A 17,088-nucleotide genomic window follows, 5' to 3' on the forward strand; every position below is an offset into this window, starting at 1 on the left:
AAATCTGCCATGACAGTCACCAATTTTTCCTGGATCAACGGAACCTGGTTTCCGGCCAATGATGCCAGTATCGGTATCAGCGACCTCGCATTGCAAAGGGGATTCGGCATATTTGATTTCTTCAGGATCATAGACGGTAAACCGGTTTTCCTGGAAGATCACCTGGACCGCTTTTTCAGATCGTCCCGTTCCCTGGGGCTTGATCCTGGTTGGGAGCGACAGCAACTGGTTGACATTATCCACCATATTGCCACCCGGAACAACCTTACTGAAGGCGGCATTAAATTGCTGTTGACAGGGGGATATTCTGCTGACGGGTATACACCTGGTAAACCCAACCTGATGGTGACGGCATCACCCATGCTGTTTGAAAGAGGGCTTGGTGCAGGACTACACCTGATGAGTGTTGAACACCAGCGGCAGTTACCGGAGATTAAGACGATCGACTATCTTATGGCGGTCCATTTGCAACCACAGCTTAAAGCTTCCGGTGCGGACGATATGCTGTATTATTCGCAAAAGGGGGTGACCGAATGTCCGCGGGCAAATTTTTTCATGGTAACTGCAGACGGTGTTGTATTAACGCCCGCTACAGGCATTCTGAAAGGTGTTACAAGAAAAAAAGTCCTGGAATCGGCGTTGCCCGGCATTCCCGTGATTGAAAAAGACTTCAGCCTGGTGGAAGCCATGGCTGCAGCGGAAGCATTTATAACCAGCACCACCAAACCTGTACGGCCTGTGGTAGCCATTGATGGCAAAGTAATCGGCAATGGCAGTGCTGGTGCGATCACCCGCCAGCTGAATGAATGGCTGCAGGCAAAAGTATTTACCGGAATATTATATGAACAGGATTGACAGGCTGACCGCGATACTGATCCAGCTGCAGGGACGAAGACTGGTGAAGGCCCAGGATATTGCCGATCGTTTCGGCATCAGCCTGCGTACCGTTTACCGGGATGTAAAGGCACTGGAAGAGTCTGGTGTGCCCGTTCTGGGTGAGGCCGGCATGGGATATACCCTGATGGAAGGATACCGGCTTCCCCCGGTCATGTTCACCCGTGAAGAGGCGATCGCCTTTCTTACTGCGGAAAAACTCGTGGCACAACTTACGGATTCCGGAAACAGCGAACATTACCGCTCCGCCATGTACAAGGTCAGGGCAGTATTGCGCACCACTGAAAAAGACCTGCTGGAAAATATTGACGACCATATCGAGGTTTTGAAAAGTGTGCGGACAGCAAGAACGGCTATAGACAAAAACATCCAGCAGGATATCCTGAACAGCATTGCAGGGCGACGGCTGATCCGGTTAATCTATATCACCGGTTTCAAAAAGGAGCGTACGGAAAGATGGATCGAACCAATGGGCATATTTTTCCTTGACGGATTCTGGCATCTTGTCGCCTGGTGCAGGATGCGCAATGACTACCGTGATTTCCGGCTGGACCGGATAGAAAAGCTGGAAACAAGTTCCGAGCAATTCCGGCAACAGCATCCTTCCCTCAAATCATACCTCGACAAAATGTACATCAATTATCCCCTGCAGGAGGTGGTGATTGAAGTACCTACCGACCAGGTAAAGTATGTGGGTGATCAGAAGTATTACATGGGGCTGGTCAGCGAGTCCGAGCAAAACGGCATCACCCGAATGCAGTTCATGTCTGCCTCGCTGGAAGGATTCGCACGATTCTACCTGACGATCGGTGATGTCGCCAGGATTATCTCACCGGTCCAGGTAAAGGAACGGGTGAAACAGCTGCATCAACTGATCGCTGGCAATCAGTGACCGTTTTGCCTGGTGTTTACACTTCCGAAGGATACCGCAGCCCGATCTGCCGCCGCACTTCCTGCATGATCTGTTGCAGCCAGAGGGATCTTTCCAGGGGTACAACAGCACTCTCTTTATGGCCCGAAAGTATCCGGTCGTTTGCTTCCTGCATCTCAAATATGAAACCGCGGGAAGGGCGATCATCCTGAAACACCTCAACCTGGCGGTATTCTTTGTCAAACAGGGTAGCTGTACGTGCCTTCCAGAATTCAGGGATTTCGATAGCCCCTGTTTCACCGAAGATGCGCAGGTGATTGGTCATCCGCGTGCCGATGGAAGCGCTCAGGATGCCCAGGCACTGACCGTATTCCAGGAGCATGCCCACCCGTTCATCCACACCGGTATCGGTGAAAGATGCAGACGACTGAATTGCACTGGGATACCGGTCTGTCAGGAAGGTGGCCATGGCAATAGGGTAGATGCCAATGTCCAGGAGGCTGCCGCCCGCCAGGTTCCGGTTGAAAAGCCTGCCCTGGGGCTTATATTCTACCGCAAAGGAAAAATCTGCCTGGATCATTTTCAATTTCCCGATGCGGCCTTCCTGCAACCATGTTTTGGCTTGCCGCAGTGCCGGCAGGAACCAGGTCCACATGGCTTCCATCAGGAATACATTGTTTTCCCTGGCTATATTCCGCAGCAACTGAAACTCCTGGAGATTGATGGTAATGGGCTTTTCACAAAGCACGGCTTTACCGCTCCTTAAACAGGCGGCGGCCTGTTCTGCATGGAAGTTATGCGTGGTTGCGATGTATACGGCATCAACTTCGGGTGATGCATACAGTTGCGCATAGTCGTAAGCGTGGGGAATGTCGTATTGAGCCGCAAACTGCTTTGCCCTGCCGATATCACTGGCAGCAACCGCAACCAGTTCTGCATGTTGCATAAAACGAAAGTCTTTGGCAAATTCACCGGCAATATATCCGGCGCCCAAGATGCCCCAGCGGAGTGGTCCTGTTGTTGACATGAATTGATTTTTTCAATGGGAAACGAGTATTCTGACCGTTACCAGTAACTGGCCGGTATGTCGCATGGTATGTTCGGCGGCATGAAAATATAGTCCCAACACGGTGGAAGGGATTCCTTTTCTTCCGACTTTTCGTTCATTGGCAAGCTGTGCGGGGTCCGCGGTGCGTAATGTCTCCAGCGAGCGTTCAACGGCCCCGTTAAAGTGGGCCAGCAGTTGCGTGCGGGATTGCCCTTCGTCTTTTTCTTCGGACCGCAGGTATTCCAGTTGCTGGTTGCTGAGGGAGTTCCCGGCTGCATAGGTAAAAAGCCTGTCGAGCACGCCTGCCATATGTTTCAGATGAAAGGCAGGGGCAGCAACAGCTGCCGGTTTTTTCCAGATCAGGCGGTCATCAAAGTCCGCCATAATGGTGTTGATCTCATCCCTTGCCTGAAGCAGTGCATGGGCCACAGGCTGAAGGAGCGGGGTGATATTGTCCACCGCACCCATTTGCCATCTTTCCGGTTCACCGGGCGTTATTGTCCTGATCGTATCCATTGCCATTTCGTTGGTAATACAGTGTAGTTGGAAAGATAAGAAATGATCTGGCCGAGGTTGATTATTTTGCAATACAATTCATATGGATAAAGTCCAGGCTTTCCAGGTGGCGGACGCCATTGATCTCCGCCAGTTCAAAGCGGCATTCACCGGCACGCTGTATTTCTCCGATGCAGAAGAATTGTTTTATGTGCTGGAAAGGCACCAGTTCCTTTACGTATTTAAGTATGGTGTGGTCTGCCTGCTTAATCATAGCGAGGTAGAGACGACCCAGATCCTGCAGCTGATCGATGGTTTCTGTAAAAATCCGCTGCCGGAAAAACTGCAGGAGGAATTCGAGATCGACGCAAGGGCCGGTAAACTGACTTTTGGCTTTGACCAGGTGGGGATTCCCCGGAAAGACACCGATATGTACCGGCTGGTGATGTTGTATGTTTCTCAATCTGTGGCACTGGATCATTTTGAGAAATTAAGCGACCAGCTGCTCAACGAAACCAACTACCATACCCAGGTACTGGAGCGGAAAGGGAGGATCGAGCTCAAAGGGCTCAATATGAAAAAGTATATCGGGAAAGTGCTGAATCTGAAGAACAGGATTTCAGCCAACTTATATGTTTTTGACTCTCCTGAATCAACCTGGGAAGATGAAGACCTGTTGAAGCTCGACGCCGGTCTGAAGAAAACATTCGATATTCAGTCGCGCTTCCGTAACATCCAGGAAAGCCTGGGCATTGTTTCAGAGAATTTCGAACTCTTCAAAGACCTGCTTCAGTACCGTAATAGTGTTACCCTGGAATGGATCATCATCATCCTGATCTTTGTGGAAGTACTTAACCTGATACTGGAAAAACTGATGCGATGAAGGCTACCCTTGCAAAATTCGAACAAGCAACTATTTTCCGGTTCCTGGTACAATGGACCATAATACTTATCCCACTGTCTATACTGGTCGGTTCCCTGGTAGCTTTTTTCCTCTGGTCGCTTGATTATGTTACGCAACAGCGTTATCAGCATCCGTGGCTGCTGTTCCTGTTGCCCGTTGGGGGTGTGGCGATCTGGCTGCTCTACCGCTATGCCGGAAAAAATGCTGCGGCAGGCAATAACCTGTTGCTCGAAGAGATACATGAACCGGGGGGCGGCGTACCGGCAAGAATGACACCACTGGTGCTCGGTGGAACACTGCTTACCCACTTGCTCGGGGGTTCGGCTGGCCGTGAAGGTACGGCTGTCCAGATGGGCGGAAGTGTGGCCTCACTTTTGTTGCGCTGGATAAAATTTGATGTGCAGGAAAAACGGATCATCCTTACAGCAGGAATTGCTGCGGGATTCGGTGCAGTTTTCGGGACACCGGTTGCAGGTGCAGTGTTCGCACTGGAAGTGCTGGTGGTCGGTCATATGAAATATGATGCCCTCGTGCCCGCGCTGATCGCTGCCGTACTGGCAAATTTCACCGTTGCTGCGTGGGGCGTGCATCACACCGCCTATGCCATTACAACTCCAGTAGGAGAGATAACGGCCATGTTCAGTAGCAATGCAGCGGCTGAATGGCTGCTGCTGGGCAAGACCATCCTGGCTGGAATGGCTTTCGGTCTGACGGCCTGGGTATTTGCGAATACCATGGAAGCAGTGAAATCGTATGCAGCCAAATGGATCAGGGTACCCTGGCTGATCCCGGTAACGGGCGGCGTAGTGGTGATCCAGCTGGTTTATCTTTTCGGCACGCAGGACTATCTCGGATTGGGTGTAACTGGTCCCCATGCCGGTAGTGTGAGTATTGTCAATGCATTTCACAGTGGCGGTGCAGGCACCTGGAGCTGGGCGATCAAGCTGTTGTTTACAGTGGTCACACTGGGCACAGGTTTCAAAGGGGGAGAAGTTACGCCCTTGTTTTTTATCGGTGCGACGCTGGGAAATACGCTTGCCGTTGCCACAGGCTCACCCGTTGACCTGATGGCTGCACTCGGTTTTATCGCCGTATTTGCAGGTGCCACCAACACGCCGATTGCCTGTACCCTGATGGGAGTGGAGCTGTTTGGCGGCGATCATATCCTGCATTACACGGTAGCCTGTTTCACGGCATATTATTTCAGCGGGCATTCCGGTATTTATTCCAGCCAGGGGATTCGCGGCAACAAAGTGGGACCATCAGAAACAGAGGCACTGCAGACGATCAGAGACTGGCAATTGCGCAGAAGGAACGAGTGATCTCCGCTGCGTTACTCCCCCCTTTCTTTGTCGCCATCCCACCCCGGTTGATTGCAGCAGAACTACAATCTTTGTTTCCATAAATCTTTCATCATGAAAATTCTGCTCACCATTATCGGTATTCTTGCCATACTGATCATACTTGTACTGATCATTGCACTGTATTCAAAACGGGACTATACTGTTCAACGCGAGATTGTGATCAATCAACCGGTAGATAAGGTTTTTGATTATGTCCGTCACCTGAAGAACCAGGATTATTTCAACAAGTGGGTGATGCGGGATCCCGACATGAAAAAATCATTCCGGGGTACCGACGGAACGGTAGGATTTGTTTATGGATGGGATGGCAACAAGCAGGCAGGCGCCGGCGAACAGGAGATTATGTCCATAGACCCGAACAAACAAATCGGAATCGTTATCCGTTTCGAACGACCCTTTAAGGCGATTGCCCAGGCGCCGATAACAGTTGAAGCTGTAACTACCAACCAGACGCGCATCCGCTGGAGAATGTCCAGCAGTATGAAATATCCCATGAATGCGATGATGTTGTTCGCAGACATGGATCGCCTGTTAGGCAAAGACCTGCAATGGAGCCTGGAAAAGCTGAAAGGCATCCTCGAAAAATGACGGGTCAGCGATCGACCACGGGGAACTGAGCAATACGCAATTCGGTGCAGCCATAAGGAATCAGCTCGATTTCTTCCGTTTCAGGAGCGGTTTCCAGCCCATATCCCGGGCTATACGGTACTGGTCCGGTCATTTCGTTGTAAAGCGTCCAGAAAGGAAGTCTTTTACCCCTGCTTTTCAGCGTTACGGGGGCAGTTGTGGTAGTCCACGGGTAAAGTGAAACTGCTGGCGCTTTCTCCACAGTAAAGAGGTCTCCCCATTTGTCAGCAGGAGCATTGAGCAACGCATAATTCCAGGGTGTGGTGGGCCTGAGTTCAGTATAAGTTTTGCCATAATCAACAGGATCGCGGTCGTTGTTGACCAGCTTTTTCGCTGTCCCGATTTTGAGTGCATAGGTGATGGGACCACGTTCTACAGAAGCGGTGTTTTCATGCCAGCGTTCACGGAAGATATGCATGGGCAATTGCAGGGTAACCTGATCACCCGTTTTCCAGGTACGCCGCAATACGAGTACCTGCCCGGCCTGCGCTTCCTGCAACAGTTGTCCGTTCAGCAGCACCGTTGCTTTTTTACACCATTGCGGTACACGGAGATGAAGGGGGAAAGTGATGGTTTTTTGTTTGTTGCCGGGTGTGATGCTGAACCGGATCGATTCTTCAAAAGGATACCCGGTTTCTTCCCTGATCGTCACCGGCTGTCCGTTACCTACCAGCATGTTTACGCTGGAAGGACCATAAAGCATTGCCGCCAGTCCCTGGTCGGGAGTTGCATACCAAAGGTTCTGTGTGAATTTCGGCCAGCCCTGGTGCATATTCGAGGTGCAGCAGGGATAACCCGTCAACAAGCCATAACAAAGGTCAGTACCCGAGTGGTTGACATCAAAATTCCTCGGATGGCGGGTGAGCATTACCTGGTTGGCCTGCTGGAAATACTGCCTGGCCATATAATCGGGTGTCGTTTGCGTTGGCAATGCATTGAAGGCGATTTTTTCGATCTGATCTGCGTAGCTGACATTGCCGGTGATCTCGAGCATGCTTTCCAGGGAGAACATCATTTCCACGGCGGTACACAATTCGGAACCCTGCGTTGGGTTGTTGCCATGAAGGCCTTCATCAGCGCCATAAAGTCCGTGCGCCATGCCGTTGAATTTGCGGAGGTCATGGAGACCTTTGTCCAGTGCATCCAGGTATCGCTTCTCAGGGTGGTGCTGGTAATAGATCGCCGGTTCCTTTATTCCCTGCGCAAGATTGACGCCATGGATACTGTTGGTGCGGGATAACAGGTCGGTATCCAGGAATGCGGTGCTGTAGTCGAAGGTCTGCCGGTGGAGCAGGTCGCCGAGTTCCAGGAGGGCTTTGTCTCCCGTGATATTATACAACCAATAGACTACCTGGAGGTTGTCACCGGCACGGTACTTTGCCCAGAAGGTCCAGTGATCGAGAGGCTTCTGCGGCAGTTCTTTCAGTTGAAAATGGAAGTAATTTGACAACAGCGTGATAACGCGCTGATCTCCGGTAGCGGAATAATATTGTTGCAGCACTTTCAGCATAACCATTTTTGGCCACCAGTCGCGGCTATTGTCACGTTGTACGCCGGGTTCGGCACCATAATCACGTGAGGGACCGAAGTATCCATCGGGTTGCTGGCTATTGATCGCCCATTCCACCCATGGTTTTACTTTTTTCTGCAGTGCCTGATCCTGCAGGATATAAGCGAGCGGCAGCAATCCATCTATCCAGTACGGACCGCGTTCCCACTGATCGCCATCACCGCCAAGCCATCCATTGCGGGAACCCATCACCAGTGGGTAAAGGCTGTCCAGCTTCCCGGTGGCACCATCTTTCTGACGAAGGAGCATTTCTCTTAACCAGCCTTCGGGACGGATGGCACCCAACGGAAGTGCTTTGTAGGAGTTCTGCCGCAGGGGGGACTTCGTTTGCAGGTACTGGTTATAGGAAGCTTTGCCGTTGATCGGTTGCGCGTGAACGGTAGTTGCCGTGACCATCGCCGCAACCAGCAGCAATCGTAATATGCTCATATCAGAAATTTTTGCGGTCCAAAAATATTGGTAACAGCATTACGCCATTTTCCCGGATACAAATAAGGGAAAGATTGAATGAAATTGAATAAATTAACCTATGCCAGCGCGGAAACCACAATTGAAAACCTGCCCCAATGGGCATCGGTACGAAAAATCAAGTGATTGTCCCACCTGTCCCGTTTGCGAGGCGCTCAGGGCGCCTGAAAGCGGGTGGATGGCCAAACTGTCTGCTCCGGCCCGAAGAGCCCTTGAAAATGCCGGAATAACGACACTGGAGGCATTATCTGCGTGGTCTGCGGAAAAGCTGCTGGCACTTCACGGTATCGGTCCTTCTACCATTCCCCGCCTGGAAGCGGCTTTCAGCGAAGCCGGACTGAAATGGGTTGGCAGGTAGATGGTTACCGGGAAGCCTTTCTTCCTCCGAACTCACGGTGTTCAAATGCCCAGGCTGCCATGGCATTCAACACAGGTGTCAGCGCCTGCCCGGATTTGCTTAATCTGTATTCCACGTGTGGCGGCACCACGTCAAGAGCTTTCCTCAATACCAGTCCGTCATCCTGAAGCTGTTTCAGGTGTTGAATCAGCACTTTTTCTGTAATTGTGGGGATGGCTTTTTTTATTTCACTATATCGTTTGGCACCGCTCATCATCTGGAAAAGGATCACAGGTTTCCAGTTGCCCCCGATCTTATCCATTACAAACGAAACGGGACAGGCAGCGATGGCGGTCTGCCTGTTTTCCTGGCGGGTTGAACTTGGTTTTATAGCTGTCATACTGGCCTGTTTAGGAACCTACTTTAGGGTAAGTACTTGTCAAAAAGTAAGTACAAAACTAGCTTTGTGTTTCAAAATCTCCAAATATGAATATCGTATTGACAGGATCACTGGGAAATACAGGCAGGCCGCTGGCAGTTTCACTGGTAAAGCAGGGGCACAAGGTAACCGTGATCAGCAGTGATCCATCACGGAAAGCAGCTATAGAACAGGTGGGTGCAACGGCCGCCATCGGCTCACTGGATGATGTAACTTTTCTGACAACAGCTTTCAGGGGCGCGGATGCCGTGTACACGATGATACCGCCGAATGTAATGAGCAATTCCTACCGGTTGCATATGGAACATATTGCCGCCTGCATTACCCGCGCACTTCGGGCAGCGGGCGTGAAGCGTGTCGTGAACCTGAGCAGCATTGGTGCTGAACTTCCTTCCGGAACGGGTCCCATTGCCGGATTGCATGTAGCAGAAGCTTTGCTGGATACCCTGGAAGGGGTGAATGTGACCAACCTGCGTGCGGGATTCTTTTACCTTAATTTTCTCGGTAACCTGGGCATGATCCGTGAATCCGGGATCATTGGTTCAAATTATGCTGCGGAAAACCGGCTGCCGATGGTTCATCCGAGTGATATTGCTGCAGCTGCGGCGGAAGAGCTGACAGATCTGAACAGCAATCACCACGTAAGGTATGTAGTAAGTGATGAACGGACATTGGGGGAGGTTGCGGCTGTGTTGGGGAAAGCCATTGGAAAACCTGAGTTGCCCTGGGTGGCATTTACTGACGATGCTGCTTTGGAAGGTTTGCGCGGGGCAGGCCTGCCGGATGAAGCTGCCCGGCTTTTTGTTGAAATGGGACAGGCAGTAAGGAACGGCTCGCTGCTGCCAGGTTATGAGCAACATCGGCCTGAGCAACCGGGGAAGGTGAAGCTGGAAGAATTTGCCAATGAGTTTGCAGCAGCGTATAGTGCTGGTTAGAGGGTTATAAGTATAGTAGTTTAGAAGTTGCGCACCCTGCGGGTGAAGCATACTGCAGTGGCGGCAACTTCTAAACCTTTAAACAACCAAACTGCTAAACTTTTTTCTCCACCCATTTCGGTTTTGCCTTCAGCACTTTTTTATACACCGGGCAGTCCTCCGAATGCGCGCCAGGCAAATACCCGGTGCTCATCAGGAACTCGCCTACGATCTCACCGCCGGTGAACCGGAAATGTTTTTTAAACAACCTGATCCATTCCTCCTTTGACAACAGATGATGGTGATCGAGCCACTGGCGGAATGAACCGAAATTTTTCTGCAGCTCAAGGATAACTTTCGCGTTTTCAATTGCGGCATTTATTTTCAGCCTGTTTCGGATAATGCCGGCATCCTGCAATAACCGGTTCCTGTCCTTTTCTCCATACCCGGCAATCCTGGTTATGCTGTAATCATGATATGCTTTCCGGAAAGCCGGCTCTTTTTTCAGGATAGTCTCCCAGCTTAATCCTGCCTGGTTAATTTCAAGGATCAGCCTGCCGAATAACGCATCGTCGTCCAGAATCGGAAAGCCATAAAGGTGATCATGATAGGCTGCATGCAATGCCTGCCGTTCACCCGTCATCGCTGTAATTGCGTTGCAATAAGACATAGCCATTCTGTTTGAATATTGTATTTTCAGGCAAGTTAAAACGATTGCATGTTTTATCCACTGCGTTTCGCGATACTGGTAATGGGACTGGTCATTGCACCGAAGCTGCAAGCCGCAACCGATAGCCTGAAACTTGCAGCGCCTTCCGGCAATATCAGGGTGAAGATCTGGCAGGAAAAGCAGCTGCACTTTACGGTTTGGTACAGGGAACAGGTTATCCTGCAGAAAGGTACGGTCGACATCATGCCGGTGGATAAGCCGGCGCTGTCGGCTTCCGGGCCATGGCGACGGGTTGAAAACCATGAGGTGAAGGATACGATCGTGTCCCCGGTTCCGGAGAAAAGAATCAGGATTCCTGATCACTATCGGCAACTCATCCTGAATTTCAGGAGTGGCTATAAAGTGGTATTCCGCGCTTATGACGATGGGGTTGCCTACCGGATCATCTCAGGATTTGCCGACAGTATGGTGATCAGGCAGGAGACTGCAATTTTTAGTTTCCCCGGGAAGCCCGTAACCATACTACCACTACTGCCGGAATCTGCAGCAGACCGTTTCCAGCAAAGTTTTGAAGATACCTACAGTGTTGTTGGGCTCGATACGCTGGCTTCAACGGCACTGACCTATTCACCAGTCATGATCCGCAATGCCGGGTTACCCACCATCGTGCTTACGGAGTCAGACCTGGAACATTATCCGGGCATGTTTCTGACCCGCGGAAACGCACCTGCTGATCCCTTGTCGCTGCAGGCTGTTTTCGCAGCATACCCTGAAAAGGTGATCATTGACAGCGGGGAATTTTCGCAAAAAAAAGTGACTGCGCGTACCGGATTTCTTGCGCGGACCACCGGCAGCAATAGTTTTCCCTGGCGGATTATGGCCATTGCAGTTGACGAAAAGGAGCTGCCCGGCAACGATATCGTGTACAGGCTAGCATCGCCTTCCCGGCTAACCGAAACGTCCTGGATCAGGCCGGGCAATATCACGGATGAGTGGATCATCGACCTCAATCTCTATCACCTGCCTTTCAAAGCCGGACGCAATACTGAGACTTATAAATACTATGTGGATTTTGCTGCAAGGTTCGGTATTGACCGCGTTATGCTGGATGCGGGCTGGAGCGACAACAATGACCTGTTCAAAGTGATTCCGCAGATCAATATGGATTCGCTCACCGCCTATGCCAGGGAAAAAGGGGTAAAGATCGCCCTCTGGACGCTCGCGCTGACACTGGACAGGCAGCTGGACAGCATCCTGCCCGTCTTCAGGAAATGGGGTGTGGATTTCATCATGACAGATTTTATCAACCGCGATGACCAGGTGGCAGTTGATTTTCATCACCGGATTGCCAAAGCCTGTGCCGGTCAGAAGATCATGATCATGTTTCATGGTTCGTTTCCGCCAAAAGGCTTTAACCGCACCTGGCCCAATGCAGTGGCGCGCGAGGGAGTGCTTGGTTCAGAATATAATATCTGGAGTGACCGGGTGACGCCTGAGCACGACACGTGGCTTCCCTTTGTTCGTATGGTTGCCGGCCCCCTGGACTATGAGCCGGGTTTGCTCAATAATGCCAGCCGGAAGAGTTTCCGCGCTATTGAAGGTTTTGTAATGAGCGCGGGTACCCGTTGCCACCAACTGGCTATGTATGGTGTATATGACAGTCCCATCCAGTTTTTCGTGGGAAACCCTTCACAAGCGATCACTGAACCGGCCTTTATGGAATTGCTGGGTGAAATTCCAACCCTCTGGGACGAAACCAGGATCCTGGCTGGCAGGGCAGGAGAGCATCTGGTAACGGCAAGAAGGAAAGGCAATACCTGGTATGTGGCAGGTATCACCAACTGGTCACCGCGGATTTTTGTGCTGGAGGGTGATTTCCTGGAAGCCGGCAATTACCAGGCAACCATCTGCCGCGATGGCCTGAATGCGGAAAAATACCCTGCGGATTATTCCATCGGCCGCCAGGCATTCAGCAACACCAGCAGGCTGGAACTGGCCATGGCAGCCGGCGGGGGATTTTTGGTGAAAATTGAAAAGCTGGCCGATTAGCCGGGAAACGCTTATATTTACGTAATCAGTTACGTAATTGTTTAGATATGGAGTTTTATGACCAGGCGGGAAAGGTCGCTATAGGTAGCAGGTTGCGCATGCTGACCGACATCATTACCGCGGATGCTGAAAAGATTTACCAGTTGTATCAGGTTAACCTGCAACCAAAATGGTTTCCTGTATTTCATTTGTTGTGCGAGGGTGGAGAATCTGTCACCGGAATCGCCAGGAAGATCGGTCATTCCCATCCCTCTGTGAGTAAGATCGTTTCCGAAATGGTGGCAGATGGCCTTGTGAAAGAGAAAAAAGACCCGCAGGATGGCCGCCGGAATCTTGTATCGCTGACGGCAAAGGGAAAAAAAGCCGCGGAGAAGCTGGCTACACAGTTACAGGATGTGGAAGCTGCTGTGGAAGAGATCCTGCAGGCTACCAGGAATGACCTGTGGAAAGCAATCGGGGAATGGGAGTTTCTGCTGGAACAAAAGAGCCTTTTCAGGCGTGTGGAGGCCCAGCGGAAAAAAAGGGAAAGCGCAGAAGTAGTAATCGTCGATTTTCAGCCCCGCCATGCAGCAGCCTTCCGGGCGCTGAACGAACAATGGATCTCCACCTATTTTAAAATGGAAGCCGCCGACTATAAGGCGCTGGATCATCCGAAGAAGTATATCCTTGATAAAGGAGGCGCGATCCTGATCGCGCTGTTGGACAATCAGCCGGTAGGTGCAGTTGCATTGATCAAAATGAACGACCCGGTTTATGATTTCGAACTGGCCAAGATGGCCGTGTCACCGGAAGCCCGGGGAAAGAATATAGGTTTGTTGCTGGGGCAGGCGGCAATCGGAAAAGCGAAGGAACTCGGCGCCACGAATCTATACCTGGAAAGCAATACTATCCTGAAGCCGGCTATCAACCTGTATCATAAGCTGGGCTTTGAAAAAGTAGCAGGGCACGCGACGCCTTACGAAAGGTGCAATATTCAAATGGCGCTGGTTGTGTAATTTTTTCAACAACTGCTGATGGCACTGCAATTGCTTTTACCCCTACATTCGAAAGGCTCAATCATTCCTCATGGAGATGGCGTCAAAGGCTGATAAACAACTTGATTTCCTTTCCGGGGGTGGCGAAATGGGTGCGCTGATCCGCGGATATAACTGGTCCGACAACCCGCTCGGCCCTCCTCAACAGTGGGACCAAAGTCTCAAAACCTGCGTGCGCATCATGCTGACGTCCTCGCAGCCGATATGGATCGGCTGGGGACCGGATATGATCAAGTTGTACAATGATCCCTATAAAGCGATCGTCGGTGGAAAACATCCCTGGGCGCTTGGAAAACCTGCATCGGTCGTGTGGCGGGAGATCTGGGATTATATGGAGCCACGCCTGTCAGAGCTGATGGAAAAAAATGTGGGTGTTTATGCAGAATCGCAATTGCTCATTATGGAGCGGTACGGCTATCGTGAGGAAACCTATTACACTTTTTCTTTTTCACCAATTCCGGGAAGCGATGGTGATACTGCAGGGATGATTTGTTACAATACGGCCAGTACGGAGCAGATCATCACCGCGCGTTCCTTAAAGACCTTGCAGGAACTGGGTGCTATCAGAAAACAGGACAACCTGAAGGATTTGTTCCGGGAGGTGATCGGTGTTCTTGCAGGAAACGACAGGGATTTTCCTTTTGCACTGTTGTATACACCTGATCCGGAGGAGCCTGCACATTCCGGTATCGAACCGGCACCCTGGCTTGATGCCATCGCCCGGCAGGCTTTTTCCGACAATAGCACTACCGCGCTGATTGATGCTGCAACCATTCCGCACCACCTGCCAAAGGGTCCATGGGATGAAGCGCCCCGGCAATTGGCCACTGTAGCGATCAAAGGTATTCAGGAGGAACAGCCGCTGGCGGTTCTGATACTGGGATTGAATCCTTATCGCAAATTCGACAATACTTTTTCCAATTTCGTGGAACTTGTTGCGGCACAGGTAAGTCATGAAAGCCGGATAGTACTGGAAGCTGCAACGGAGCGTAGAAGAAGGGAAGCACTGGAAGAACTCGATAAAGCCAAGACGATTTTTTTCAGCAATATCAGCCACGAATTCCGCACCCCGTTGACCCTGATCCTGAGCCCGCTGGAAGCGTTGCTTCGGGACACGAAACCGTTGCCTCCGGAGATCAGTCACCAGATCGCAACCACCCACCGCAATGCATTGCGGCTGCTCCGGCTGGTGAACAACCTGCTCGACTTCAGCCAGATAGAATCCGGGAAACAAAAGGCGAATGTCGAACCTACAGATCTTGTCACTTTCACCCGTAACCTGGCAGGTAACTTCCAGTCGTTGTTTGAGAAGGCCGATGTGAAATTGCTGGTGGAACTTGACCAGTTGCTACCGGAGGTTATGGTGGACAGGCAAATGTGGGAAAGGATTGTATTTAATCTTATCTCTAACGCCTATAAATATACGCTGCAGGGAAACGTAAGGGTCTGCCTTAACCGGTCGGGTGATAATCTGGTATTCACGGTGGCAGATTCAGGTGTTGGAATTCCGGCTTCCGAGATTCCAAAATTGTTTGATCGGTTTTACCGGGTGCAGCAGAGCGATGGAAGGTCATTTGAAGGCACCGGCATCGGCCTTTCCATGGTGAAGGAATTGGTAGCGTTGCACCATGGTGAGGTGGCTGTGGAGAGCGAGGTCGGAAAGGGCAGTAGCTTCCGGGTAACTATCCCATTGAGAAAAGCACATAGCAGCACCTTACCTGTTGAATTGTCCGATATCAATTTTCCCGCCATTGAGGAATGGAATGACCTGGTAAGCGGTCATGACAATAGCAATAATGACGACCGGGAAAGGGCAGATGACCGTGCCATAGTACTGGTGGTGGATGATAATCCGGATATGCGTCAGCATCTTCGGTCAGTGCTTTCCCCGCATTTTGAGATATTGACGGCAGCGAATGGCAGGGAGGCGCTGCAGCAAATGAAAATCTGTCCTCCCGATCTTGTGCTGAGCGATATCATGATGCCGGTGATGGATGGGATAGGGCTGCTGCATGCCATCAAAGAAGATCCTGCGATTTCTCATGTGCCGGTTATCCTGTTAACGGCACGGGCCGGCGAGGAGTCAAGGATAGAGGGTTGGGAGACCGGCGCTGACGACTACCTGGTTAAGCCATTTTCGTCCCGTGAACTGTTTGCCCGCATAAAATCCCAGATCAAGACACAGCGGATCAGGCAGCGCAATGAAAAAGAGATCCGGAACCTGTTTGAGCAAACACCTGTTGGTATTGCTATGTACAGGGGTGAAAACCTGGTAATTGAACTGGTTAATGAAACCATGTTGTTGTATTGGGGCCGCACCCGTGAACAGGCACTGAATACTCCGCTTTGGGAACTGATGATCGAGGCTAAGGAACAGGGGTTCGATAAAATCGCAGCCGAGGTTTATCGTACCGGAATCAGTTACCAGTCGCCCGAGACAAAGGTGCTCGTTAACCGCAACGGTAAGGAGGAAGCTATTTATGTTTCCTTCGCCTTTGAGCCCAGAAAGGATGAAAGGGGTAATATCATTGGTCTGATCGGGATTGCCAATGACCTGACCTACCAGGTGATGGCCCGCAGGCAACTGGAAAAAAGCCAGACTGTACTCGAAGCCATGGTACTGGAAAGGACAGATGCTTTGAATTCCGCCAAGGAAAACCTCGAACGCGTGAACAAGGAGCTGATCCAGCAAAATGATGAACTGGCGTCCTTTACCTATGTAGCCAGCCATGATCTGCAGGAACCGCTCCGTAAAATACAGACCTTCAGTGGCAGGATTATGGATGATCAGGGGGCATTGCTGAATGACAAAACACGCGATTATTTTTCCCGTATTGTCGCAGCGTCGCAGAAGATGCGGAACCTGATCAATGCCCTTTTTGATTATTCGCGGGCAGGTACACCAGAAAAAACCTTTGAGGCGACAGATCTGAATATCGTGCTCCAGGATGTGAAGACAAACCTACAGGAAGAGATTGATGAGAAAATGGCAATTATTGATGCAGATCAACTTCCTGTGATCCAGGCCATTCCGCACCAGTTCCATCAATTACTCTCCAACCTTTTGTCCAATGCACTGAAATACGCGAGGGCTGACATACAACCGCTGATAACCATCAGGACTGCTGTAGTACGCGCAGCGGAACTTCCAGTCTTAAGTGCACAGCATTCCGACCACTATCTGCGGTTAACCATCACCGACAATGGAATTGGTTTTGAACCGGAATACGCCATGAAAATCTTTGAACTTTTTCAGCGTCTTCACGGGAATGACCTGTATGCAGGAACAGGTATCGGCCTGGCAATCTGCAAAAGAATTGTACAGAATCATCATGGATTTATAACAGCAACCGGGCAACCGGGTGAAGGAGCAACATTTAGCATATATTTACCGATATAAACTG

The 17,088-nt window shown here is 50.8% G+C and carries 15 protein-coding genes; 10 read left to right on the forward strand and 5 right to left on the reverse strand.

Going from position 1 to position 17,088, the window contains the following annotated elements; all coding sequences use genetic code 11:
- The first annotated feature begins 9 nt into the window (after positions 1–9).
- Positions 10–855, forward strand: coding sequence for an aminotransferase class IV (locus tag FPE01S_RS18045; protein WP_046370416.1), 846 nt, complete (start codon positions 10–12; stop codon positions 853–855).
- Entirely contained in the window at positions 842–1,786 is a 945-nt protein-coding gene (locus FPE01S_RS18050) for a helix-turn-helix transcriptional regulator (RefSeq protein WP_046370417.1), read from the forward strand. Before FPE01S_RS18045 ends, FPE01S_RS18050 begins: the two co-directional genes overlap by 14 nt.
- Positions 1,787–1,802: 16 nt before the next feature.
- On the opposite strand, the gene FPE01S_RS18055 is transcribed toward FPE01S_RS18050, so the two are convergent.
- The gene (locus FPE01S_RS18055; RefSeq protein ID WP_046370418.1) at positions 1,803–2,792 is read right to left on the reverse strand and encodes a Gfo/Idh/MocA family protein; all 990 of its coding nucleotides are present in this window, start codon (positions 2,790–2,792) and stop codon (positions 1,803–1,805) included.
- Between the two features lie 12 nt (positions 2,793–2,804).
- Positions 2,805–3,329: a DinB family protein gene (locus FPE01S_RS18060; RefSeq protein WP_046370714.1), complete on the reverse strand. Its 525-nt coding sequence runs from the start codon at positions 3,327–3,329 to the stop codon at positions 2,805–2,807.
- Between the two features lie 82 nt (positions 3,330–3,411).
- On the opposite strand from FPE01S_RS18060, the gene FPE01S_RS18065 reads away from it, so the two are divergent.
- From FPE01S_RS18065 to FPE01S_RS18075, 3 genes are all read left to right on the forward strand, one after another.
- The gene (locus FPE01S_RS18065; protein WP_046370419.1) at positions 3,412–4,191 is read left to right on the forward strand and encodes an RMD1 family protein; all 780 of its coding nucleotides are present in this window, start codon (positions 3,412–3,414) and stop codon (positions 4,189–4,191) included.
- A complete protein-coding gene (locus FPE01S_RS18070; protein WP_046370420.1) occupies positions 4,188–5,534 on the forward strand; it encodes a voltage-gated chloride channel family protein in 1,347 nt (448 codons plus the stop codon). Before FPE01S_RS18065 ends, FPE01S_RS18070 begins: the two co-directional genes overlap by 4 nt.
- 93 nt (positions 5,535–5,627) lie before the next feature.
- On the forward strand, positions 5,628–6,164 hold the full coding sequence (locus tag FPE01S_RS18075) for an SRPBCC family protein (RefSeq protein WP_046370421.1): 537 nt from the start codon (positions 5,628–5,630) through the stop codon (positions 6,162–6,164).
- Positions 6,165–6,168: 4 nt separating this feature from the next.
- Here FPE01S_RS18075 and FPE01S_RS18080 read toward each other — a convergent pair whose 3' ends face one another.
- Entirely contained in the window at positions 6,169–8,202 is a 2,034-nt protein-coding gene (locus tag FPE01S_RS18080) for a beta-L-arabinofuranosidase domain-containing protein (RefSeq protein WP_046370422.1), read from the reverse strand.
- 100 nt (positions 8,203–8,302) lie between these two features.
- On the opposite strand from FPE01S_RS18080, the gene FPE01S_RS18085 reads away from it, so the two are divergent.
- The gene (locus tag FPE01S_RS18085; RefSeq protein WP_046370423.1) at positions 8,303–8,599 is read left to right on the forward strand and encodes a helix-hairpin-helix domain-containing protein; all 297 of its coding nucleotides are present in this window, start codon (positions 8,303–8,305) and stop codon (positions 8,597–8,599) included.
- A 4-nt stretch (positions 8,600–8,603) separates the two neighbouring features.
- Here the strand turns inward: FPE01S_RS18085 and FPE01S_RS18090 are convergent, their stop codons facing one another.
- Positions 8,604–8,978, reverse strand: a complete 375-nt coding sequence (locus tag FPE01S_RS18090; RefSeq protein WP_046370424.1) for a winged helix-turn-helix transcriptional regulator — start codon at positions 8,976–8,978, stop codon at positions 8,604–8,606.
- An 86-nt stretch (positions 8,979–9,064) separates the two neighbouring features.
- On the opposite strand from FPE01S_RS18090, the gene FPE01S_RS18095 reads away from it, so the two are divergent.
- Entirely contained in the window at positions 9,065–9,952 is an 888-nt protein-coding gene (locus tag FPE01S_RS18095; RefSeq protein WP_046370425.1) for an NAD(P)H-binding protein, read from the forward strand.
- A 94-nt stretch (positions 9,953–10,046) separates the two neighbouring features.
- Here FPE01S_RS18095 and FPE01S_RS18100 read toward each other — a convergent pair whose 3' ends face one another.
- Complete coding sequence (locus tag FPE01S_RS18100) at positions 10,047–10,601, reverse strand: DNA-3-methyladenine glycosylase I (protein ID WP_046370426.1); 555 nt, start codon at positions 10,599–10,601, stop codon at positions 10,047–10,049.
- Between the two features lie 48 nt (positions 10,602–10,649).
- Here FPE01S_RS18100 and FPE01S_RS18105 point away from each other — a divergent pair, with 48 nt between their 5' ends.
- The 3 genes from FPE01S_RS18105 (at position 10,650) to FPE01S_RS18115 (ending at position 17,084) form a co-directional block, all read left to right on the forward strand.
- Positions 10,650–12,650: a glycoside hydrolase family 97 protein gene (locus FPE01S_RS18105; RefSeq protein WP_052955986.1), complete on the forward strand. Its 2,001-nt coding sequence runs from the start codon at positions 10,650–10,652 to the stop codon at positions 12,648–12,650.
- Positions 12,651–12,697: 47 nt separating this feature from the next.
- Complete coding sequence (locus FPE01S_RS18110; protein ID WP_046370427.1) at positions 12,698–13,645, forward strand: bifunctional helix-turn-helix transcriptional regulator/GNAT family N-acetyltransferase; 948 nt, start codon at positions 12,698–12,700, stop codon at positions 13,643–13,645.
- 70 nt (positions 13,646–13,715) lie between these two features.
- The gene (locus FPE01S_RS18115; protein ID WP_052955987.1) at positions 13,716–17,084 is read left to right on the forward strand and encodes an ATP-binding protein; all 3,369 of its coding nucleotides are present in this window, start codon (positions 13,716–13,718) and stop codon (positions 17,082–17,084) included.
- Positions 17,085–17,088 lie beyond the last annotated feature (4 nt).

Source organism: Flavihumibacter petaseus NBRC 106054 (assembly GCF_000974785.1).
Lineage (GTDB): Bacteria > Bacteroidota > Bacteroidia > Chitinophagales > Chitinophagaceae > Flavihumibacter > Flavihumibacter petaseus.

Excerpts from the sequence above, each read along its gene's own strand:
- FPE01S_RS18045 (WP_046370416.1), top strand. The coding sequence starts at position 10 with ATGACAGTCACCAATTTTTCCTGGATCAACGGAACCTGGTTTCCGGCC.
- FPE01S_RS18050 (WP_046370417.1), top strand. The coding sequence starts at position 842 with ATGAACAGGATTGACAGGCTGACCGCGATACTGATCCAGCTGCAGGGA.
- FPE01S_RS18055 (WP_046370418.1), bottom strand. The coding sequence starts at position 2,792 with ATGTCAACAACAGGACCACTCCGCTGGGGCATCTTGGGCGCCGGATAT.
- FPE01S_RS18060 (WP_046370714.1), bottom strand. The coding sequence starts at position 3,329 with ATGGATACGATCAGGACAATAACGCCCGGTGAACCGGAAAGATGGCAA.
- FPE01S_RS18065 (WP_046370419.1), top strand. The coding sequence starts at position 3,412 with ATGGATAAAGTCCAGGCTTTCCAGGTGGCGGACGCCATTGATCTCCGC.
- FPE01S_RS18070 (WP_046370420.1), top strand. The coding sequence starts at position 4,188 with ATGAAGGCTACCCTTGCAAAATTCGAACAAGCAACTATTTTCCGGTTC.
- FPE01S_RS18075 (WP_046370421.1), top strand. The coding sequence starts at position 5,628 with ATGAAAATTCTGCTCACCATTATCGGTATTCTTGCCATACTGATCATA.
- FPE01S_RS18080 (WP_046370422.1), bottom strand. The coding sequence starts at position 8,202 with ATGAGCATATTACGATTGCTGCTGGTTGCGGCGATGGTCACGGCAACT.
- FPE01S_RS18085 (WP_046370423.1), top strand. The coding sequence starts at position 8,303 with ATGCCAGCGCGGAAACCACAATTGAAAACCTGCCCCAATGGGCATCGG.
- FPE01S_RS18090 (WP_046370424.1), bottom strand. The coding sequence starts at position 8,978 with ATGACAGCTATAAAACCAAGTTCAACCCGCCAGGAAAACAGGCAGACC.
- FPE01S_RS18095 (WP_046370425.1), top strand. The coding sequence starts at position 9,065 with ATGAATATCGTATTGACAGGATCACTGGGAAATACAGGCAGGCCGCTG.
- FPE01S_RS18100 (WP_046370426.1), bottom strand. The coding sequence starts at position 10,601 with ATGTCTTATTGCAACGCAATTACAGCGATGACGGGTGAACGGCAGGCA.
- FPE01S_RS18105 (WP_052955986.1), top strand. The coding sequence starts at position 10,650 with ATGTTTTATCCACTGCGTTTCGCGATACTGGTAATGGGACTGGTCATT.
- FPE01S_RS18110 (WP_046370427.1), top strand. The coding sequence starts at position 12,698 with ATGGAGTTTTATGACCAGGCGGGAAAGGTCGCTATAGGTAGCAGGTTG.
- FPE01S_RS18115 (WP_052955987.1), top strand. The coding sequence starts at position 13,716 with ATGGAGATGGCGTCAAAGGCTGATAAACAACTTGATTTCCTTTCCGGG.